This is a genomic window from Pseudanabaena yagii GIHE-NHR1 (genome assembly GCF_012863495.1).
GTDB lineage: Bacteria > Cyanobacteriota > Cyanobacteriia > Pseudanabaenales > Pseudanabaenaceae > Pseudanabaena > Pseudanabaena yagii.
The window spans coordinates 2430979-2451886 of sequence record NZ_JAAVJL010000001.1 but is presented as its reverse complement, the minus strand read 5'-3'; the positions used below and the strand labels follow the sequence as shown (position 1 = coordinate 2451886).

Annotated in this window: 24 protein-coding genes and 1 pseudogene; 16 read left to right on the top strand and 9 right to left on the bottom strand. The window is 43.0% G+C overall.

All coding sequences use genetic code 11. The features are described from left to right. Positions 1-32: 32 nt before the first annotated feature. Positions 33-1778 carry a putative bifunctional diguanylate cyclase/phosphodiesterase gene (locus tag HC246_RS11220; RefSeq protein WP_169363460.1) on the top strand — a complete coding sequence of 582 codons (1746 nt, stop codon included), beginning with the start codon at positions 33-35 and terminating at the stop codon, positions 1776-1778. A gap of 139 nt (positions 1779-1917) precedes the next feature. Next, positions 1918-2607, top strand: a complete 690-nt coding sequence (locus tag HC246_RS11215) for a diacylglycerol/polyprenol kinase family protein (protein WP_169363459.1) — start codon at positions 1918-1920, stop codon at positions 2605-2607. Here the strand turns inward: HC246_RS11215 and HC246_RS11210 are convergent. The 7 genes from HC246_RS11210 to HC246_RS11180 all read right to left on the bottom strand — a co-directional run bounded on the left by HC246_RS11210 (position 2596) and on the right by HC246_RS11180 (position 8150). After that, the gene (locus HC246_RS11210; RefSeq protein WP_169363458.1) at positions 2596-3447 is read right to left on the bottom strand and encodes a cysteine peptidase family C39 domain-containing protein; all 852 of its coding nucleotides are present in this window, start codon (positions 3445-3447) and stop codon (positions 2596-2598) included. The genes HC246_RS11215 and HC246_RS11210 overlap by 12 nt on opposite strands. Positions 3448-3483: 36 nt before the next feature. Next, positions 3484-3927, bottom strand: a complete 444-nt coding sequence (locus tag HC246_RS11205) for a hypothetical protein (RefSeq protein WP_169363457.1) — start codon at positions 3925-3927, stop codon at positions 3484-3486. Between the two features lie 141 nt (positions 3928-4068). Continuing rightward, positions 4069-4374, bottom strand: a complete 306-nt coding sequence (gene nuoK / locus HC246_RS11200) for an NADH-quinone oxidoreductase subunit NuoK (protein WP_126389084.1) — start codon at positions 4372-4374, stop codon at positions 4069-4071. 38 nt (positions 4375-4412) lie between these two features. Continuing rightward, a complete protein-coding gene (locus HC246_RS11195; protein ID WP_169363456.1) occupies positions 4413-5021 on the bottom strand; it encodes an NADH-quinone oxidoreductase subunit J in 609 nt (202 codons plus the stop codon). Positions 5022-5089: 68 nt separating this feature from the next. Further along, positions 5090-5677 (bottom strand): NAD(P)H-quinone oxidoreductase subunit I, encoded by a 588-nt coding sequence (ndhI, locus tag HC246_RS11190; protein ID WP_211167795.1) that lies wholly within the window; start codon positions 5675-5677, stop codon positions 5090-5092. Positions 5678-5850: 173 nt separating this feature from the next. After that, entirely contained in the window at positions 5851-6969 is a 1119-nt protein-coding gene (nuoH, locus tag HC246_RS11185) for an NADH-quinone oxidoreductase subunit NuoH (protein ID WP_126389088.1), read from the bottom strand. After that, positions 6969-8150, bottom strand: coding sequence for an NAD(P)H-quinone oxidoreductase subunit H (locus tag HC246_RS11180; protein WP_169363454.1), 1182 nt, complete (start codon positions 8148-8150; stop codon positions 6969-6971). The genes nuoH and HC246_RS11180 overlap by 1 nt, the downstream gene beginning before the upstream one ends. A 464-nt stretch (positions 8151-8614) precedes the next feature. Here HC246_RS11180 and HC246_RS11175 point away from each other — a divergent pair, with 464 nt between their 5' ends. The 8 genes and pseudogenes from HC246_RS11175 to HC246_RS11145 all read left to right on the top strand — a co-directional run bounded on the left by HC246_RS11175 (position 8615) and on the right by HC246_RS11145 (position 13424). Continuing rightward, positions 8615-8857, top strand: a complete 243-nt coding sequence (locus HC246_RS11175) for a DUF6972 family protein (RefSeq protein WP_211167685.1) — start codon at positions 8615-8617, stop codon at positions 8855-8857. Positions 8858-8926: 69 nt separating this feature from the next. After that, positions 8927-10207 carry an ISNCY family transposase gene (locus HC246_RS11170; protein ID WP_169364411.1) on the top strand — a complete coding sequence of 427 codons (1281 nt, stop codon included), beginning with the start codon at positions 8927-8929 and terminating at the stop codon, positions 10205-10207. A gap of 23 nt (positions 10208-10230) precedes the next feature. Further along, a pseudogene (locus tag HC246_RS26915) lies at positions 10231-10401 on the top strand (DUF6972 family protein); the annotation flags it as partial. Then, a complete protein-coding gene (locus HC246_RS11165) occupies positions 10364-10621 on the top strand; it encodes a hypothetical protein (protein WP_169363453.1) in 258 nt (85 codons plus the stop codon). The pseudogene HC246_RS26915 and the gene HC246_RS11165, both read left to right, overlap by 38 nt. Positions 10622-10704: 83 nt before the next feature. Beyond that, positions 10705-11286: a Uma2 family endonuclease gene (locus HC246_RS11160; RefSeq protein ID WP_169364564.1), complete on the top strand. Its 582-nt coding sequence runs from the start codon at positions 10705-10707 to the stop codon at positions 11284-11286. A gap of 209 nt (positions 11287-11495) precedes the next feature. After that, positions 11496-11705, top strand: coding sequence for an NAD(P)H dehydrogenase subunit NdhS (locus HC246_RS11155; RefSeq protein WP_211167684.1), 210 nt, complete (start codon positions 11496-11498; stop codon positions 11703-11705). Between the two features lie 166 nt (positions 11706-11871). Next, positions 11872-12486, top strand: a complete 615-nt coding sequence (locus HC246_RS11150) for an OmpA family protein (protein WP_225902942.1) — start codon at positions 11872-11874, stop codon at positions 12484-12486. A gap of 2 nt (positions 12487-12488) precedes the next feature. After that, positions 12489-13424 carry a ribonuclease Z gene (locus HC246_RS11145; RefSeq protein ID WP_169363452.1) on the top strand — a complete coding sequence of 312 codons (936 nt, stop codon included), beginning with the start codon at positions 12489-12491 and terminating at the stop codon, positions 13422-13424. Positions 13425-13461: 37 nt separating this feature from the next. Here the strand turns inward: HC246_RS11145 and HC246_RS11140 are convergent, their stop codons facing one another. After that, positions 13462-15012 (bottom strand): hypothetical protein, encoded by a 1551-nt coding sequence (locus HC246_RS11140; RefSeq protein WP_169363451.1) that lies wholly within the window; start codon positions 15010-15012, stop codon positions 13462-13464. Between the two features lie 169 nt (positions 15013-15181). Between HC246_RS11140 and HC246_RS11135 the strand changes: the two genes are divergently transcribed. Together HC246_RS11135 and HC246_RS11130 are read left to right on the top strand one after the other, a co-directional pair. Then, on the top strand, positions 15182-15466 hold the full coding sequence (locus HC246_RS11135; RefSeq protein WP_169363450.1) for a DUF7734 family protein: 285 nt from the start codon (positions 15182-15184) through the stop codon (positions 15464-15466). A gap of 32 nt (positions 15467-15498) precedes the next feature. Next, the gene (locus HC246_RS11130) at positions 15499-16833 is read left to right on the top strand and encodes an ATP-binding protein (RefSeq protein WP_169364561.1); all 1335 of its coding nucleotides are present in this window, start codon (positions 15499-15501) and stop codon (positions 16831-16833) included. A gap of 156 nt (positions 16834-16989) precedes the next feature. Here the strand turns inward: HC246_RS11130 and rsmA are convergent, their stop codons facing one another. Continuing rightward, complete coding sequence (gene rsmA / locus HC246_RS11125) at positions 16990-17814, bottom strand: 16S rRNA (adenine(1518)-N(6)/adenine(1519)-N(6))-dimethyltransferase RsmA (protein WP_169363449.1); 825 nt, start codon at positions 17812-17814, stop codon at positions 16990-16992. Between the two features lie 179 nt (positions 17815-17993). Between rsmA and HC246_RS11120 the strand changes: the two genes are divergently transcribed. The 4 genes from HC246_RS11120 (at position 17994) to HC246_RS11105 (ending at position 20723) form a co-directional block, all read left to right on the top strand. After that, on the top strand, positions 17994-18596 hold the full coding sequence (locus HC246_RS11120; protein WP_169363448.1) for a GNAT family N-acetyltransferase: 603 nt from the start codon (positions 17994-17996) through the stop codon (positions 18594-18596). Between the two features lie 144 nt (positions 18597-18740). Then, complete coding sequence (rsfS, locus tag HC246_RS11115) at positions 18741-19160, top strand: ribosome silencing factor (RefSeq protein ID WP_169363447.1); 420 nt, start codon at positions 18741-18743, stop codon at positions 19158-19160. 212 nt (positions 19161-19372) lie between these two features. After that, positions 19373-19597 (top strand): ferredoxin-thioredoxin reductase variable chain, encoded by a 225-nt coding sequence (locus HC246_RS11110; RefSeq protein ID WP_169363446.1) that lies wholly within the window; start codon positions 19373-19375, stop codon positions 19595-19597. 91 nt (positions 19598-19688) lie between these two features. After that, on the top strand, positions 19689-20723 hold the full coding sequence (locus HC246_RS11105) for an SPFH domain-containing protein (RefSeq protein WP_169363445.1): 1035 nt from the start codon (positions 19689-19691) through the stop codon (positions 20721-20723). Positions 20724-20908: the final 185 nt, after the last annotated feature.

The window sequence follows — 20908 nt, the reverse complement described above, 5'->3', positions numbered from 1 at the left end:
TGGGGTGCTTAGAATAAGTCTTTACTGAATTTATGAAAAATACAAACAAGTCAAACCTGATTTTGGTGGTTGATGATGAGATTGAGGTTCAACGTCTCATGCAACAACGGTTTAGAAAAAAAATTCAAACGGGAGAGCTTTCTTTTCAATTTGCCCAAAATGGTCTAGAAGCACTGCAAATTTTACGTAACTCTGACGCGATCGATGTGATTCTTACGGATATCAGAATGCCAGAAATGGATGGCTTGACGTTATTATCCAACTTATCCGAGTTCGATCGCCCACTTAAGGCAGTCGTCGTTTCTGCCTATGGGGATATGAAAAACATTCGGACAGCAATGAACTGTGGGGCATTTGATTTTTTAACAAAACCAATTGATTTTGAAGACCTCGAAATTACCATTAATAAAACCTTAGAAGTTGTCCACCAATTGCAAGAGCAGGAGCAGAAACTGCAAGAAGCATTGGATAAACTGCATAATTTAGTCTTTTACGATCAATTAACGGGGATGCCTAATCGTAATGGGCTAATCCAAAAAATTGCGAAGAATATTGCTCGAAAACAAGCTCAAGGTAGTTCCTTTGCCCTATTAACTCTAGATGTAGCCAGATATTCGATTATTAAATCTGGATTTGGTCACGCTTTAAGCGATCGCCTATTAATCGAAGTTGCGCGTCGATTAGAGCGTTGGGAAGTTCCAGCTAAAGTAGTTGCGCGTCTAGAAAATAATGAATTTGCAATTTTATTTCAGGAACTAGAAACCCCTACGAGCTTATTAGTTTATATCAAACAATTACATCAACTCTTTGAAACTCCCATTCAATTAGATGAAATTACGATATCTTCCTTAATTCATGTGGGAATTGCGACGAGTGATCTTCCCTATGATCAACCTGAAGATATTCTACGTGCTGCTGATACTGCCAGCCACTATGCCAAACAGGGTTCAGGAACGCGCACCGTCTTCTTTGACACGAATATGCAGCAGATTGCTTTGCAGAGATTAAATCTCGAAATAAATCTCCAAGAAGCGATTAAATCCCAACTTTTACAAGTTCATTATCAGCCCATCTTTTTACTCAGTACAGATAATTTAATTGGCTTTGAGGCTCTAGTGCGCTGGCAACATCCCACCCAAGGATGGATCTCTCCTCTTAAATTCATTCCCTTAGCGGAGGAAACGGGATTGATTGTCCGTTTAGGAAACTGGGTTCTCGAAGAAGCTTGTCAACAGATGGGAAGATGGCAAAAACTATTTGGTGTTGCCTGTCCTGCCAAAATGAGTGTTAATTTATCAGGATTGCAATTAGTCAGCCCCACATTACTGAAAAATATTGATCAAAATCTCAAGGATGCTGGCATCAGTGGTGAGAACTTAGTTCTTGAGATTACAGAAACTGTATTGATGGAGAATATTCGTGAAGCTTTTGATATTTTGCGCGATTTGCGTGAACGCCGCATTGGTTTATCGATTGATGATTTCGGAACAGGCTATTCCTCTCTATCCTATCTTCAATCTCTACCGCTCACCACTTTAAAAATAGATCGCTCCTTTATTCAGAATATTGAAACTAATCAAACTAATCTAGAAATTACTTCCACAATTATTGAATTAGCGAAGCGATTAGGTCTGAAGGTAGTTGCTGAAGGTTTAGAGAAAGAAATTCACGTAGAAATTTTACGTTCCCTTGATTGTGACTATGGACAAGGCTTTTTATTTTCGCGCCCAATTAATGCTGAAGATGCTACCTCATTGATTGCAGCACTAGTAGGCTAGTTATAGAGGTTTGTTTTTCCGTCGAAGGTGGGAAAACAAAACCGTACTTCACAAAACTGGGAAACGCTATATATACCTAAAATTGTGCCTAGAAGTTGCGATACCATAAGCAATTACACGCTTATTTGCTGTTTGTCCTATGCCCATAACTAGCGATATTTCTCAGACAACTACTCTGGCAATCCAAATTGGTGCAGTCTTAACTTGGCTTGGTCTAGTATTTCTGACTTCAGAAATCTTGCATCGCCTCAAGCAAGATCCTGAATTAGTTCGCAAGGTTGTGCATATCGGTACGGGCAATGTATTACTGATCTCATGGTGGTTACATATCCCTACATGGTTATGTATTACCGCAGGTGTGACATTTAGCGCGATCGCCCTAGCATCTCACCGCATTAATATTTTGCCGATGCTCGATGATGTGGGGCGCAAAACCTATGGGGTGTTTTACTACGCGCTTAGTATCACAATTTTAGTAACTCTGCTCTGGGAGAACTATCCTCAATATGCAGTAATTGGCGCGATGGTGATGTCTTGGGGGGATGGGATGGCAGCACTAATTGGTAAAAGATTTGGTACACATATCTTTGTGCATTTGGGCAATAAACGTAGTTATGAAGGCTCCTTTGCCATGTTTGCCACAAGCTTGATCGTAATTCTTGGTATTTTTGGTATTACTCACGGTATTCAACCTAGAGATCTGGGTGTAGCAATACCTGTTGCCGCGATCGCGGCTTTACTCGAAGCCTATTCCCCCGGAGGCACAGATAATCTCTCAGTTCCCTTATCTAGTGCAGCTTTAAGCTATGTATTACAATCATTTTTGTGATGCTGTCACAAAAATAGCGTCTTCGAGCCAATAGTCTTTCATGTCAATGAATTTTTTATCTTGGATTCCGTATAAGGGATTCGCCACAGTTATTTTTTCCTTAACGGGGTCGATCGCCAATAACGCGATCGCATGTTGAATTCTTGTACCCGATACTGGCTCCATCACATGCAAAACTGCCATTTGGCGGCGCTTTACTAAATCTGCGATCGTCAAGTTCCGTTCATACTGAGGTGCAAGCCCCAATTTCTCCATTGCTTGAATTTCTGAGAGGATATTAGTGCCTTGGCGACTCGTTCCTGCAAGCTTAACAACATCCAACTCTGTAGTGTCTAGTGCAGGATTGAACTGGCGTGACAATGTCGCAATTGTAGCGGCAGCACAACTATAGGGAGTCGTCTGCAATACTATTCCCTTTAAAATTCGGGGAGATTCAATCAAATCAGTAATCGGTAAATTTTGATAAATCAACAACAGCACTGATGAAATACTAATGACTAGAAAAAGAATTAACTGCTGTAGTCGCTGTCGGTCTTTCCAAGCAGGTATTTCTAGCAAAAGCATTAGTCCCATACAAAAGATACAGATGAGCAAAATACCTTGCCATGCATAAGCTCCCAGATAAAGTGAAATAAAAGCAGGAACCCAAGGAATATTTCTGCCAGATGTCATCAAAATGGCGATCAATGTAATGATTCCAAGAGTGATGCAACTAAGTAAGTAAACTTGCTTTTGATGCTGCTGCAAAGCGTTGTTGGCAGTTAGACCTTTTTGGGCGAAATATCTACCAAAGTATGCGCCTACCAAGAAAGATATACAAATAGCGATCGGTAAAACCATTAGTTCATTAATGTCAGGACTTCATGCGCTCTAAAATTATTTTTGAGCGCATGAAGTAACAATATTTCTAAAACCAGAAGGGATAGACTTACTGTTCTGCATTTCTAGATCTATTTTTTTGAATTCGCCATAGGTATAGGCTTTTTGAATTTCGGTAATTGAGCATGAGCAGAGCTTTTCAGCTACTTTAATGTCTACCTTTTTGCCTTTCGCACCACTTAGGCAACCCTCTGTAAAGGCTTTAACATCTCTTTCAGGATAGACGTGACTAGCGTCTTGTTGCATATCTGAGCTAAAGCGCCCCACAAAGCTGATGAGAGCTAAAATCAAGCTTGATATAATTACCCACCGACTAAAGACGGCTTTCCAATAAGGAATACTACGCCCTTTAATGAAGTAGTAAATAGTCCCAATAATCAACATCAGCAACAGTGGACTGATCAGGGTTCCCACTAAATAACCGATTTTATAAGGGGTCATATTTAAAACTCCTAAAATAAAAAAGCAATCACGGAATATCTTAGTTGACTAAGTTTCCGCAATTGCGATCGCTATTAGAAAATTTATGAAGTAGCTGGGTGCAATCAAATGAATCTATGGCGCAACGCCATAGATTTAAAACTACCAACGTAGCAAGTTAAATTGCTCCATATCCACAGTATCGCGACTGCGATAGATCGATAGGACGATCGCTAGACCTACGGCAGCTTCCGCAGCAGCGATCGAGATTACGAAAATCGTAAATACTTGACCACGAATACTGGCGGAATCTAAGAAATTAGAAAAAGCCATCAAATTCAAGTTCACAGCATTGAGCATTAATTCCACAGACATTAATACGCGCACTGCGTTACGGCTAGTAATTAAGCCATAAATGCCAATGCAAAATAGAGCCGCAGCAATAATCAAAAAAGGTTCTAAAGTCATATCTGGTTACTATCAATTGCAATTAGGGCGTTGATGATTTATTTAGAAGCAACAAGTTGCTCTTTGGGCTTTTCTAACAATTCGAGAGACTCCTCAGAATCCGCCTGAGATTTAACGGTATCGGGAATAAACTCGCGACGGGCAAGCACGATCGCACCAATTAGGGCAACTAATAACAATACCGAAGCTAATTCAAAGGGTAGTAGATAGTCACTAAAGAAATGCTGACCAATAACGACCATTGTTGAGGGAAGTTTTGCGATCGTCGGGGTAATTGCCCAATTAGTCGAAGTAACTGTCACTCCTAAAAGTGCAAACAAGCCTAAACAGACAACGCCTGTGACTACACTGCGTAAAGCCCCATACTTCACATCTTGGTAATCTTGGCGCTTATTGACCAACATGATCGCAAACAGAATCAAGATATTGACCGCCCCAACATAGATTAAAACCTGCGCCGCCGCTACAAAATCAGCATTAAGCAACAAATACAGTCCCGCCACGCTGATAAAAGTAGCACCAAGTAAAAATGCTGCGTAAACGATATTTTGCAATAGCACCACACCCATTGCCGAAGCGGTTAGCATGGCAGCTAACACCACTAGAGATACGGTTTGTGAACCATCACCTAAACCAATATTGTTCATTCTAAATTTCCTTTATTAGTCCTAATCTTAAAACCAGACAAAACGATGCATCGCATCGTTTTGTAAAGTTATTTTTGCTCCGAAGCCGCTTCAGCAATTTCTTCAGGGCGGAGACCTGCACGTTTAGCGGTATGTGGTACTTCATGCCCCTCGATGACACCCTTAGGCAAATAAGCCAATTCGCGAATTGGAGTCACTAAAGGATCGTCAGTTACCTTGGTGGGCATTCGTCCGAGGGCGACGCTATCAAAGTTTAATTCGTGGCGATCGAAGGTAGATAGATCATATTCTTCCGTCATCGACAGAGCATTAGTGGGGCAGTATTCCACACAGTTACCACAGAAAATACATACTCCAAAGTCAATACTGTAACTTTTGAGTTCTTTCTTCTTGATCTCTGAGTTGAATTTCCAATCCACTACAGGCAAGTTAATCGGACATACGCGCACACAAACTTCGCAGGAAATACATTTATCAAACTCAAAGTGAATCCGTCCACGAAAACGCTCAGAAGGAATCAATTTTTCGTAAGGATACTGCACTGTAATCGGGCGACGACGCATATGGTCAAAAGTTACCGACATCCCTTGTCCGATATATTTAGCCGCTTGTACCGCTTCTTTGGTGTATTCACCAACTTTATTTAGAAATTTCAGCATGGTGTTTTGATTGTTGTAGAAAATTTTGAATTGGGGGATTTTGGCTGTTAGCGATTAGCTGTTAGCTATTGGCTTTCTGAGCAAATTTAGATCATGTTAAAAACCTAAATCTACAAAATCAACTAGTTCCAAAAGCCAAAAGCTAATCGCTAACAGCTAACAGCTAACTACTATCCGCCAAACGCAAAGGGAAAAGCTAGTTTCAATGCTGCGGTAATTAGTAAATTCGCTAAGCCAATGGGCAGTAGGAATTTCCAACCTAGATCTAGCAATTGGTCGATCCGAACGCGGGGAACTGTCCAACGCAAGAGGATCGCAAAGAAGATAAAGGCATAGGTTTTGACAAGGGTTGAAGTTAAACCGATGAAAGCGGCGATAACTTGCCACCATGCGGTGTTTGCTTCGATGCCTAGGGCAGCGCTAATTTTGTCAATGGGGAAAGGTAATTCCCATCCACCGAGATAAAGGATTGATGCAAGTAAACCTGCTAGCAATAGGTTGGCATAGGAACCACCATAGAAAAAGGCGAATCTGATCCCTGAATATTCAGTTTGATAACCAGCAACAAGTTCTTCTTCTGCTTCTGGTAAGTCAAAGGGTAGGCGCTCACATTCCGCCAAAGCCGCAATGATAAAGATGACAAACCCAATTGGTTGCCGCCAAATATTCCATGACAGAATTCCGTATTCGGCTTGCTGATTAACGATATCAATGGTGCTGAGTCCATTGGTCATTAAGGCGATCGCTAATACAGCTAGAGCCAGAGGAATTTCGTAACTGATTGACTGTGCGGCAGCCCGTAAACCACCAAGCAGTGAGTATTTGTTATTTGAAGAGTAACCTGCCATCAGCAAGCCAATTGGGGCTACGCTGGAAATGGCAATGATGAAGAATACGCCTGTGCCAATGTCAGAAATAATTAAGTTTTGACCAAAGGGAATGACTAGATAACATAAAAAGACGGAGATGAAAACTAAAGCGGGGCCAATCGTATAGAGCAAAGGATCGGCTTTAGCGGGGATTGTGCCTTGCTTAATTAACAGCTTGCCCACGTCTGCGAGGGGGATCAGCAATCCAAAAGGACCTGCATATTCGGGACCAATCCGTTGTTGGGCGGCGGCGGAGATTTTGCGCTCAAGCCATGTGCAGACGAGTGCGCCCACAGTTACACCTAAAACCATTACTGCCATTGGCAATAACATCCAAATTACTTTGGCGACATCGGCAGGTAAGCCCAGCCCTGTCAGGATTTCAATTAAAGATCTTTGTAAATCAATTCCACCGTACATTAGCGATCGACCTCACCCATAATAATGTCCACACTTCCTAAAATCGCCATGATGTCGGCGATCTTCATGCCCCGTACTAGTTCGGGCAAGATTTGCAAATTAATAAATCCAGGTGGACGAATCTTGAAACGCCAAGGGAAGACGCTATCTTCACCAATAATATAGACACCGAGTTCACCCTTAGGCGCTTCAACACGAACATAATGCTCGCCTGAGGCAACTTTGAAGGTAGGAGATGGCTTTTTGCTGATGAACTGATAATCTAGGGAGTTCCATTCACTCTTAGGTCCTGCGAGAACTCGTTGAGCTTCGAGGTTTTCGTAAGATCCGCCGGGAATCTGCTTCAGACATTGCAGCACCATCTTTGTGGACTCACGCATTTCTCGAACTCGCACGAGGTAACGGGCTAGACAGTCGCCGCCAGTTTCCCACTGCACGTTCCAGTCGAGTTCGTCGTAGAGTTCATAATGATCGACTTTGCGTAAATCTAGCTTTACACCTGAACCGCGTAACATGGGTCCTGATAGGCCCCAACTGATGGCTTCGTCACGGGTGATTGTGCCTAATCCTTCGACCCGTTTGCGGAAAATGGGGTTATTGGTGATTAATTTTTCGTATTCGTCAATGACAGGGAGGAAGTAGTTGCAAAAGTCTTCGCATTTTTCATTCCAGCCGTAGGGTAGGTCGGCGGCAACTCCCCCAATACGGAAATAGTTGTGCATCATCCGCATCCCTGTTGCTGCCTCGAACAGGTCATAGATCATTTCCCGTTCGCGGAAAACGTAGAAAAATGGGGTTTGTGCGCCGATGTCTGCAACGAATGTGCCGAGCCACAGGAGGTGAGAGGCGATGCGGCTCAGTTCTAGCATGATCATGCGGATGTAGCTGGCGCGTCTTGGCACTGGCACATTGGCTAGCTTTTCAGGGGCATTGACGGTGATTGCCTCGGTAAACATGGTTGCGAGGTAATCCCATCGGGTCACGTAGGGGAGATATTGAATAATCGTGCGACTTTCGGCGATTTTTTCCATCGAGCGATGCAAGTACCCTAGTACTGGTTCGCAATCGACTACGTTTTCGCCATCGAGCGTGACGATAAGTCTAAGTACGCCGTGCATGGATGGGTGGTGAGGTCCCATATTTATGACCATGCGTTCGGCTTTGGTTTCAATCATCACCATGATTTGCGATCGCCTCTTTACTCTGTAAACTGTTGCTCTGGTTATTAGTGCTAGTTTTAATTAATGTGGGTTGCGCTAAGCGCTAGACACATTAAATCTTTGTTATTTTAAGTCACTGCTTGAGCGATTGCTTTAGCAAATGACTCTATTGGTTATGTTGTTTAAGTAGATATACCTTGATGGTTCTCAGTATATCGCCATGTTGGGGCGGGAATATGTGTTAGAAACTAGCAAATCGGTAATTTTAGCAATATATTATTTTATGATGATTATAGATTTAAATCTAGTACTATGCCATAAATCATTGACTAATTACTATGACAATTTGTGCACGCTTATCATCCATACGGTTGTTAATTAGGTTGCGAAAATCAATTTAATAGTGCAAAAAATACACCAAACTTAAGACTTTTATCGAGAGATAAATTACGTTGAAAGTAACCCAATTTAGTTACTAAATATTCATGGCAGGAATAAAACGACGTATTGCTCCCGATCCTAGATCAAGTTTGATTGATAAACATTTGCCAAATACGACTCAAGTTCAACGATTGCTAAGAAGGGAAGGGAGGGCGCATATTTTTAGCGATCGCGAAACCTTAGAAAAAGTTATTCAGGCTATCATCTTAGATGGAGAACGCACTGGCATTGATGATGAAACCAGCAATTCTCATTATGAACGAAGGCTAGTCAAACCGTTGATATAGGGATATTGTAAATAACATGATGATTGATTTAGGGGAAGAGCTTTGAAAGCACAAGGCTCATTCGACAGAATTGTAGAAATTTTCCGACAACAACTAGAATCATTGCCAGACAAGCGGACAGGCAAAAATAGTCGCTATGGCATGGAAGATGCAGCCATGAGTGCATTCAGTGTATTTTTCACTCAAAGTCCATCATTCTTGTCTTACCAGCGGACAATGGAGCAGACAAAAGGGCGAAGCAACGCCCAAAGTTTATTTGGGGTGCATAAAATACCAACGGATAACCATATCCGAGACTTGCTAGACCCAGTGCAACCTAAAGAAATGTTTCCAGTGTTCGAGACAATCTTGGAGACGATAGAGCAAAAGGGGAAACTGCAAGGATTTCGAGGATTCGCCAACAATCTATTAATGGCGCTAGATGGGACAGAGTACTTTAGTTCAAAACAAATACACTGTCACCATTGTTCGAGTAGGAAAATGAAATCAGGAGAAATTCATTATTTTCATAGCGTAGTTACGCCAGTTATCGTCAGTCCACATCAATCGCAAGTGATTCCCCTAGTACCAGAATTTATTGTGCCGCAGGATGGAAATGACAAGCAAGACTGTGAGAATACAGCCGCCAAAAGATGGTTGTTACAACATGGCAGTAAGTACAGTGCATTCAAGGTAACTGTTTTGGGTGATGACCTTTATTCTCGCCAACCCCTCTGCCAAATGCTATTAGAGCAACAGTTCAACTTCATCTTAGTCTGCCGCCCCGAATCTCACCCCACTATCTATGAGCATATAGAAGGGATTGCTTTGCCAACGGTGGTTGTCAATAAGTGGACAGGGAAAGTTCAAGAGACCTATACCTACCAATATGTCAATGGGCTACCTATCAAAGATGGTGACGATGCTTTGCTGGTTAACTGGTGTGAACTAACTGTGACTAGACCTGATGGCAAGGTAGTTTACAAAAACTCTTTTGCCACCAATCACCTGATTACTGAGCAAACAGTGGTGGAAATCGTGCTGGCTGGTCGTACTCGTTGGAAAGTGGAAAATGAGAATAACAATACTCTCAAAACTAAGGGCTACAACCTAGAACACAACTTTGGACATGGCAAGGAGCATCTTGCTTCATTCCTAGCCACCCTCAATATTTTGTCCCTACTATTTCACACGTTATTGGAATTGGTCGATGACAAGTACCAGTTATTGCGCTCTCATTTGCCAACCCGCAAAACCTTTTTTAACGATTTACGCGCCTTGACTCGATATCTTGTTTTTGATAGTTGGGATCATCTTTTGACTTTTATGATTCAAGGTTTGGAGTTAGATCTCCCTCCCAACAGTAGTTAATTTTTCATAATGAGAATTGCTGTGATGAAACCGATGACTATGAGAGGTATGGACTATATTTTGCCGAGCCAATTGGTTGCATAATTAGATTAGATGGCAGCGAAACACCTCTTTATTATGGTGAGATCAAAGTCCTAAAAGCTACAGGTGAGTATCATGCAATCCCTCGCACCAGCCCTCGAAAAACTGGCTAAAACTTGGAAATTTATCGAACTTTGGGTTGATCCCATACCCTTTCCACCAAAAGTTTTGATGCTTGTGGTTGATCATGATGGCAAATGTAATGTTTTCAATCCTGCCGCAGATTACAACCTGGTGGTCTCTCACTCGAATTATCAAGCCGCCCAAGAATGGTTTCTGGAAGATGAATATGAACGGGTCAAGGGGAAGCTTTTGGCTGAAGAAATTATGTGAGACTGGGCGATCGCTGATCTGATGATTTTTGCTAGAGCATTTCCTTAGAATAGATCTCAAAGTTGCTTTGCGGAGTGAAGATGATGACCGCTTATACAATCAATCTCGATCCGATTGTGAAACTGACCAGAGAGCAGTTTTACGATCTATGTGCGGCAAACCCTGAACTTAAACTAGAGCGCAATGCAAATGGAGAACTCGTAATTATGTCCCCCACTGGCGGTGAAACTAGCGCTTGGAATTCTGATCTAAATACTGATCTAAGTATCTGGAATCGTCAGGAGCGACTTGGTAAGGTTTTCGATTCTTCTGGGGGATTTTCTTTGCCTAGAGGTAGCGATCGCTCACCAGATGCAGCATGGATACCCATTGAAAAATGGAATGCTCTTAGTCCTGAACAACGCAAGAAGTTTTTGCCACTATGTCCAGATTTTGTGATTGAGCTTTTGTCGCCAACGGATTCATGGATTAAAGGTTTGGCAAAGATGCAGGAATATCAAGATAATGGTTGTCGTCTAGGTTGGTTGATCGATCCTGAAAGTAAGCGTGTAGCGATTTATCGGTTAGGTCAACCTGTAGAAATTCTCGAAACACCTGTAAGTTTGTCTGGGGAAGATGTGTTATCAGGATTTGTGCTGAATTTAGAAAATATTTGGTCATCTTGATAAAGCTGCATAGCAAGTCAAAACCCAAATAAGTGAAGGCGGCACTTCGTGCCGCCTTCACTTATTTGGGTTTTATGTCCTAAGCAAATCTTTAGATTGCTATAGCAATCTAATCCAACTGGTAATCATTGAAAAAAGCAATAGGGGCAGATCGTCAAAGGATATAGAATAAACCTAGTCAAAACCACAGCAAGGAGTTTCAAGAAAATATGCAGCCAATCATTTTTCCGGGTTCAGCAGTGCGGGTTGTAAATGAGGGTGACACCTATTACGGATTTCAAGGTCAAGTACAGCGTGTGACTGATGGTCGAGTTGCCGTGATTTTTGGTGGTGGTAACTGGGAAAAGATTGTGTCATTTCGCACTAATGAGTTAGAACTGATCGATACGACTGTTAGTTCTAAAGCTAAGAAAAAATAATATAAGAAATGCTTGAAAGTACGGCAAAGCTGCTCTTTCAAGCATTTCTCTCGGTTTCAAGTCAGCGCAGAGCGCTGTGTCTATAGATATAGGACAGATGGTACGAGGATTAATCCCTCCTCATCGCTAGATAATTAAAATCTAAAAAACTTACTTTTAGATTTGTATGAGATCCACAATTAAGCGTATGCTCAATTGTGGATTTGATATTGAGCAAGGATATTGTGCGGTTGCTGTGACAAATTCACCAACTCCAGATAAATCAATCAGTAAACCTTCGGGTAATTCGCAACAAGCGGATCATCCTCTGTTGACTTTGCTCGTGCGCGGTGCAGTTTTAGGTGTAGGTGCGATCGCAGGAATTGTCACTGGATTAGCGATCGCCTTTCTGCGCCCAGATTTAGTATGGCAACCCTCATTTAACTTTTTAAACTATAAGAAGCAGCAATTTACGCTCTCATCAGAGGCTTTGTTTGATGTAGATAAGGCAAGCATCCGTCCCGAAAGTTTTCGTTTGCTCGATGAGGTGGCGGCGCAATTACCCCTAGACAAAGGCAAGCGAGTGAGAATTAATGGACATGTGGATGCGGCTACGGGGAATGCTCTAACTTTGTCCTATTTGCGGGCTTCGGCGGTTAGAGATTATTTGGCTAGACTGCGTGGTGAGCAAAACTACTATTGGATGGTGATCGGTTATGGGACAACCCGTCCTCTGGCTAGTAGTGCTGGTGAAGGCAACAGCAAAAGTAATCGCCGCATCGAGATTTTTGTAGATGACTAGATATGCAGATCACTTTTCTCGGTACTAGTTCGGGGGTTCCCACTCGCGGACGCAATGTCTCTAGTGTGGCAGTGCGTTTACCTCAACGTGCTGAGGTATGGTTGCTCGACTGCGGCGAGGCAACTCAACACCAGTTACTCAGAAGTGATGTGAAAATTAGCCAAATCACCAAAATTTTCATCACGCATATGCATGGTGATCACATTTTTGGTTTACCGGGACTATTAGCTAGTTGTGGTATGGCAGGCAATGTCAGCCATATTGATATTTATGGTCCTTCGGGTTTGGGGGAATATCTCGACGCTTGTTTACGCTATAGCGAGACAAGACTATCCTATTCGATCAAAGTACATCGAGTGAAGACTGGTATAGTCTGCGAAGATTCAGAATTCTATATGATGGCAGCCCCTCTCAAACATAAGGTAACAGCCCATGGTTATCGTTTAGTAGAACGAGATCGCGCAGGTAAGTTTGATGTCGATAAGGCGATCGCCATGAATATTCCCGCAGGTCCAATTTTTGGTGAATTGAAACAGGGCAAGATTGTTACCCTACCTGATGGACGCAAAATCGATGGTAAGGAATTCTGCGGTGCTCCTCAGATTGGACGGAAGATTGCCTATTGCACGGATACGATCTTTTGTGATAGTTCGGTGGAGTTAGCGCAAAATGCTGATGTTCTAATTCATGAGACTACTTTCGCTCATCAAGATTCCGATATGGCTTTTCAGCGTTTGCACTCCACTAGTACGATGGCAGCCCAAGTGGCACTTTTGGCGAATGTAAAGCAATTAATCATGACCCATTTCAGTCCACGCTATGCCCCCGGCAATGCAATTCTATTGGAAGATCTGGTAAATGAGGCAAGGATGATTTTTGCAAATACAATTCCTGCCCATGATTTTATGACCTACGAAATTATGCCTTCGCAGTCTTGAATTCCAAAAGTGCCACGCAAAGCGTGGCACTTTTGGATTACTTCCCAACAACAAAGCTAGATTTGAGATTTTGGGTGTACTTTGCACCACTTTTCGTGGTTTGAGCGATCACAATCTCATAGGTAGCCTCATTATCAGCACGTAGCCAAGGTGAGCAATAACGCCCCACAGGTAAGGTGTAGATATGGTCATTGACGATCGCGCCTTCACTGGGAGTCATTTTGGGTGGAATTTTGAAGGTGACGGTGCGACGCTTGACATAATCGCTAGCCACTACGCCCGTTGCTGATTGCTTACTCAGACATTGCACCTCGATTTGAGTATCTTTGAGCAGTTCTCGCACCTTACCGCGATCGCTCAGGACAAGCTGATTTTCTGTCCCCACACCTGAAATACTCTGCAATTGAAAAGAACTCACGCGATCGGGATTGAAGCCCCCTATGATCTTGACCACTTGCAGATTCTCCACATTGTTAGCAGGAAGCACTTGATATTCCAATGTTCCTGGTAACTGATATTGAATTTCAGCATTTTCATTGCGGATATTAACTGTGCCACCGATTTCCACGCGATCAACCCCTAAGGCTGTCGGTGATTCGGGAGCCGCCCACTCAAATCGATAAAATAAACGGGCGGTATCTTTGAGATAGGTATATGTATCAGCAACATCGGAGCTAGGACGGAGTAAACGCGATAACCCACTCCTTTCTACCCAAATATTTTTGATGAGGTTAACTTTTTTGCCCAAAGCGGCGGCGAGTGGTGCGCGATCGCTAGTAATTTCCACAGGAATATCTAAACGAGGAACCAGCGTTACCTTGCCATAGCTACCAGTTTCGCCATTACGTCCATTGCTGCTGGGTTCACCATCCCGTCCATTTTGACAGGAATAGTAGTCTGAACGCGAAACTCCCTTATTGGTGCGTCGATATAGCCAGTCATCTTTACGATATTCAGAAGACTTAGAAAATAAACTATCAAAATCGATCTCAAATCCATCACTGGAACGTCCGCATAAACGCGTTTCACTGGAATAATATTGCCACGCTGCCTTGGGATCACTGTAGGGTCTGCGCTCGATCTGCACATTGCAATACTTAACGCGCCATTCTGCTTCTCGACATTCACATCCCTTACCACTGACAGCTCCTCGCCCATTTCTGCCCCCCTTGCCGCCAGCATTACGAATTTCGAGTTGTTTAAGGTTGGCAATATCTGTATAAAAAATGGTGACATTGCCGCCATTACCGCCACGTCCGCCATTACCGCCATTGCCACCACGCCCACCCAACGCTCCGATCAGAGAATTGGCAGGGCGATAGGGCTGCTCACAACTACTAGCCGATCGCCCTGCGGTTCCATCTTCGCCATCTTCGCCGATTGTCCCCGTGAGGTCATAGGCAGCAGGTTTACCATCACCAACAACTTTAAGATCTTGCCCATCACGACCACTCCGACCATCACGACCACGATCACCATCCTGTCCTGTCACCCCAAAGGTGTTTTGGGCGATCGCCGTAAAACTCATAAGTTGCCATGTCAGGATTGCAATTGGTACAGCTTGAATCAGCGATCGTGTGTTTAGCATATGCAAAGCCTATAAAATCTATAAGAAATCAGTTAAAGCTAAAAAACAATTTTTTTGGTGCGCCACACCAAAAAATAGCAGAATTAGGATTGTTTGTTGCTGTTGACAAGCATGGGGCAAACTGAGTTCCAATTATTACCTTAAACTAAGCAATTATGTCTGCAAATTTATGTCTATAAATCAGGGTCAACAGCTAGAAGTATATAGCAGTCAACATCCTCAGGAAGTCCTGCTCGTCAAATTAAAAATTGCTGACGAACTCGATGAAGTCATGGTTTTTAAGGGGTTTTCGAGTTCTTTAGTGCGATCGACTGCCTTTGATCCTGATGTCCCCGTAATTCCTGATCATGCTGAAATTATCACCATTGATCGCCTCACCGCGCCCTACAAACCAAATCATCCTAATTACATCCAACAAGGGATAACATGGGAAGAGTTTAAAGATTATTTGTGAGCAATGCTCCTCACCAAATGAACTTGAGAAATATGCTTGACGAAACAAGGGAATTTATTTATACGCGGCAGGTGAGAATTGCTTCGCTATTGCTCTATCAAAATGTCTTAGATCAAGCACCTTGGGAAGCCTACGAAAAACTGTTGAAGTCGCTAGCAAACTACGCTCTAGATGGTCATGAAAATAGTTCACGACAGCTTAGTTACCTCTTTGCCTATGGTCAGTGGTTTCGAGCGATCGCCGCGACAGGCTATAACTGGCGCGACTATGTGATTTTGCAAATCTTGACTTCTGAGAATCCGTTTAGCCAATTAGCTCAAGTTAAGGATTTCTCACAACTGCCGATGTCCTTAATTTCTGCGGTCAAGCATGATCTCAAAATCTTAGAAGAGATGAGTTTATGGGGTGGAGATAAACTGGTTGATTTTGTGAGTTCTGCGAGCAATAACCATGTGTCTTGGCAATTGTGTCCCAGTGATTTATCGAGACTTTCGGAATCTAAGCGATCGCTAATTCTCAAATTTCAAGCAACCGATGATTGGACGCAACTTTTACCTGAACTTGCCGATTATTACAAGCATTCAGGCACAGGTATATTCACCGATTATGAAGCTTTCCGTTGGCGCAAAGGTCATTTAGAGGGAATATCCTATCCTGATCTGGTGCTGTTATCAGATCTTGTTGGCTATGAGAACCAGCGTCAGGTACTTTACAAAAATACAGAAGCATTTCTAGTTGGTTATCATGCTCTCCATGTCCTGCTTTATGGCAGCCGTGGTACGGGCAAATCCTCTATGGTGAAGTCTCTGCTCTATGCCTATCGCGATCGCGGACTACGTCTAGTCGAGGTTGCCAAGGACGATCTCAAGGACTTACCAATCATTGCGGAAGTCCTGCGAAAAGTTCCTCAGAAGTTCATTATCTTTGTTGATGATTTATCCTTTGAAGAAGAAAGTGAGGACTATAAGGCGCTCAAGGTAGTTTTGGAGGGCAATCTATCGGCTCAGCCCCACAATCTATTGGTTTATGCCACTTCTAATCGCCGCCATCTATTGCGTGAATACTTTAGCGATCGCCCAACGCTCAAAACCTTGAGTAATAGTGAAGAGGTTAATCCTTGGGATACAGTTCAAGAAAAATTGTCCTTAAGCGATCGCTTTGGCTTGACCTTGACCTTCCTCAAAGCGGATCAAGAAATTTACCTCAAAATCGTACATCACCTCGCGAAACGAGCAGGCATTACATTACCAATTGAAGATCTTGATTTTCGTGCATTGCAATGGGCAACTCGCAATAATGGTCAATCAGGACGCACTGCCCAACAATTTATCGACTTTTTACAAGCAGATCTCGGAATTCAAAAATGAAGAAAGCGGGCTAAGCCCGCTTTCTTCATTTTTTAGCATAAGGCTCTTGCGGATAAAAAATGTCCCTCCAAAGTTATCTAGCTTCGACTTCGCTCAGCTAACGTTGGCTGAGCGGAGTCGAAGCCACAGGTACTTTAATTAATCGCAAGTCCCTAATTATGCTTTGGTTTTGAGAACAGCTTCACCGAGGGCTACCCACTGAGCTACATCTAGATCTTCGGCGCGTACCTGTGCGTTGATTCCCATTGCTTCTAAAATTTCAACTAAGCGATCTCGAGCGATTTCTGAGATGAGATTGTTGCGGAGCATCTTGCGTTTCGTGGCAAAACCAAGGGTAATCAAGCGCTCTAGAAATTTAGGATCACTGGCGGGTGTGATTGGTGGGCGCGGAATAATGCGAACAACTGCCGAATTGACCTTTGGTGGTGGATAGAATGCCGAGGCAGGGACATCACAAATAAATTGACAATCCGCAAGATATTGAATCCTGACACTGAGGGCATTGTAGGCTTTGTGTCCTGCTTTAGCGGCAAGGCGATCGCCGATTTCCTTTTGCACTAGCAAGACAATTTGCTCAAATTGCTGCACTGGTTCGGCGAGAGTTCCTAATAGCTTTTTGAGGATTTCCCCTGTGATGTTGTAGGGAATATTGGCAATGACTTTATTAGTTTGGGAAGGAAGGGGAATCTCCAGAATGCTACCTTCAATTAATTGAAAATTTGGCTGCTTCATGGTGTTACGAAGCTTTGCACAAAGATCGCGATCAATTTCTACTGCTGTCAGTGACTCCACAAAGGGCAGTAGCAAACGGGTAAGATTGCCCGTCCCTGGTCCAATTTCTAAAATGCGATCGCTTGGTTGTAATTGTCCCGCTCGCAAAATTTTGTTAAGTACCGCATCACTCCGCAACCAATGTTGTCCAAATTGTTTACGTGGGCGGATTTTGTTCGAGCTATCAATGGGTTTATCGAGATTGGTCATTGCGATCGCTAAATTAGGTGCTTTGCATCCACCAAATTCTTTAGTATTGTAGGCACTAAAATTTTTTGATTGGATGCTAGCTAATGTACTTAAGTTATTATCGCTAGATAATGATCGCTAGACCATGATCGCCAAATTATCATTGCCAAATTATTATTGCTAAGTTATTAGCGCTGAATGTGCAAAGACAATCTTCCTCGTTTATCATTCGTCACGCTAGTTCTAGGGATGTTGGTCATGTGTCAGACATTTTGACCGAAAGCTTTTATCGGAGACACGATCACAAAGTCAATTTTTTGCTGCGCTATTTTACGGATTTAGTCTATCCACTGTTGCGCTATGGAATTATGCTCGATCTCAATAGTCGCTTTAGTGAGCAAACACCTTGCTATGCCTGTCTTGTCGCTACTCATACTGCCAACAAGTCCCAAGCGATCGCTTCATTAGAAATTTGTATGCGCTATGTACCAACAAAATCCTATCGCGGCTTTTGGCTCGGGCGCACCATGCAGCAATATCCCTATATTTTTAACTTAGCAGTGCATCCAAAATGGCGACGAAGGGGGGTGGCAAAGCAACTGCTCCGAGCCGCCGAGCAAACCGTAAAACAATGGGGGTTTTCGCGATTGTATATGCATGTGCTAGAGGATAATCATCCAGCGCGTAATCTGTATGATGAGATTGGTTATCGCATCCATGACCAAGAAGGTGCCTTCAATTATTGGCTACTGGGGCAGCCTAGAAGATTTTTATTACAGAAAAAAATTGGTGCTACTAAATAGGTAAGGATGGGCGGCGCTTCGCGCCGCCCATCCTTACGTTACGACACAACAAATCTATCTGATGTGCTTCGCGCCGCCTTTATTGGTAATCAAGTTACAATATAGCTGTGCTGAAATAATTTATCAGGAGTACATCTGTCAACTATGACCATCGCCACCGATATCCCTACCTCCCCAGATCTCCAACTTAGTCAAAGAGAACAAGAACAAAGCTATCAAATCGCCAAGGCGGCGGCGATCGCTGCTGACGATCGCAAGGGAGAGAATATCGTTTTGCTAGCGATCGGTGAAGTTTCTAGTTTGGCAGAGTATTTTGTCATTGCCTCAGGATTTTCTAAGGCACAGGTACGGGCGATCGCAGGTGCTACCGAAGAGGCGATCGAAGAAAAGTTTGGACGTAAGCCTAGACATATCGCAGGTGAACAGGATGGCACATGGATTTTGCTGGACTATGGTGATGTGATTGTCCATGCAATGATGGCTCAGGAACGTGAATATTATGACCTAGAGGCATTTTGGGGACATGCACCAAAGTTAGAAGTGGCTTTTCCTGTTGCAGAATAGCCAAATATAGTGCTTTTCAAGTAAGCGATTAATGGTGCTTTCTACGAGTAAGCCCAAGAGGATAGTGGGTGGAGCTAAGCTCCGCCCACTATCCTCTTGGGTAAATTGCTATAAAAATGTGATGCAAAGCATTGAATTTTATTAATTGGCATTGACAACCTCAACAAGCGATAATTGAGAAATATCGTTTACATTGGGATACATCAGAATTTATGAAGGTTGGCGATCGCGTTCGTGTAAAGACACAACTCAGTGTCTTTCATCATCCTGAACACAAGGGTAACTCCTTTGAGATTACAGGACTAGAAGGAGAAGTTGTGCGTATACATACAGAGTGGCATGGTCGTCCGATCAGCCCCAACTATCCCTATGAAGTGAGATTTACACCTAGATTTGTGACACATTTAAGTGATCATGAAATAGAATTAGTCAGCTAACTCAAACCTAACCACGATCTGTACTTTGTGCAGATCGTATTGCTATATAGCGATCTGCAAATGAGTGCATACTCCATTAAAAGGTTTATCTATGGAAGCAACTATTTTCAGTATTGTTTTCGCTCTTTTAAGTGGCACTTATATCTATCGCTCCTTTCGGATTATTGAAGAAGGGCAAATTGCACTGGTAGAGAGATTCGGTAAATATCAAAAAACGATGGAACCGGGGATTAACATCGTTCTCCCATTTCTCGATCGCGTTACTCTCATTAAAAGCGCCCGCGAACAGGTTTTAGAAATTTCACCACAACCCTGCACCACCTCCGATAGCGTCAGTGTCAGCGTCAGTGGAGTAATGTATTGGCAAATTACGGATCTCAAACAGGCGAGATACAATATTGAGAATGTGGATAAATCTCTCGTTGTTTCCCTTGCCACCCAAATCCAAACTCAGATTGGGCGATGCGATCTGGATAACATCATTGGTGGGCAAGAGCGGATTAACGACGAAATTTTAGAAGGCATATCTAGTGACACAAAGGACTGGGGCATTAAAGTTTTACGGGTCAGACTAGGCGAAATCACGATCCCGACCTCAGTACTGCAATCGATGGAAAAGCAAAAGGCTGCTGAAATCGAGAAAAAAGCCATGATCTCGCTGTCTGAAGGTGAAAAAACTTCCGAAATCAAAAAAGCGGAGGCGGAAGCTCTCTCCAATAAAGTCCTTGCCGAATCAGAGCGTCAGGTGCAGCTAGAACAGGCTGAGGCAATGGCTTTATCGATCGAGCGAATTGCTGAGGCGATCGCTAATCATACTCATGGCAGGGATGCAGTGCAATATTTATTAGCTCAGAAATATCTAGAAATGGGTCAGGCGATCGGTCAAAGTCCGAGTAGTAAAGTTTTGTTTATGGACCCCCATTCCATACCAGGGGCAATTCAATCTTTATTAGCGATGACTGATAACAAGATGGCTGAGGTGATCGCTAAGCAACCCTTTGGAGCCGTTAGCAACATTCCCCCAACCCTACGCAATTTGCCTGAATCTAAACCCCCGTTACCTGAAATTAAACCCTTTAATCCACCATCAGATAACGAGAAATTTACTCCACCTCCCCAAGAATAGGATTTGTAATCTGTCATCTATTCTTTTATATAGATAATTCAAATAAAAAATAGGGCTTCGACTCCGCTCAGCCATCTATAATACTTTGACTGAGCGGAGTCGAAGCCTCTTTTAACTTATTTAGAACTGCTATAACTTGTCACGAAAAGCCCACAGAATTCTTTACCAATGACTTGGGACAAAAC